Raw genomic sequence first — 292 nt, 5'->3', positions numbered from 1 at the left:
GAACACCCAATGACCATTAGCATCGATAGTCAGGTCACCGTTGGTACCTGAAATAGAATCCGGTGTAAACGTGTTGTCTGGGTTGTCTACATCGGTACTGGTGAGGGTGCCTGAAGCTGTTACCGCTTTGTTAGTCTCATCGATGGCAACGGTCGCGCTGCTGACAGTAGCTGCGTCATTAGTGCCGTTAATCGTCACTTTTATGGTCGACGGTGTGCCATCAACCGACGATACCGTAAAGGTCTCTTCGACTTTATCGCCGACGTTCAATTGATTAAACGCACTGTTGGCG

Annotated in this window: 1 protein-coding gene; it reads right to left on the bottom strand. The window is 49.7% G+C overall.

All coding sequences use genetic code 11. The features are described from left to right. Window positions 1–292: VCBS domain-containing protein (locus tag A6D97_RS07170; RefSeq protein ID WP_206208213.1), on the bottom strand; the 292-nt coding region annotated here is incomplete at both ends.

It is taken from the genome of Vibrio sp. ZF57 (genome assembly GCF_001691235.1).
GTDB classification, from domain to species: domain Bacteria; phylum Pseudomonadota; class Gammaproteobacteria; order Enterobacterales; family Vibrionaceae; genus Vibrio; species Vibrio crassostreae_C.
This window is presented reverse-complemented; position numbering and strand designations above follow the sequence as displayed.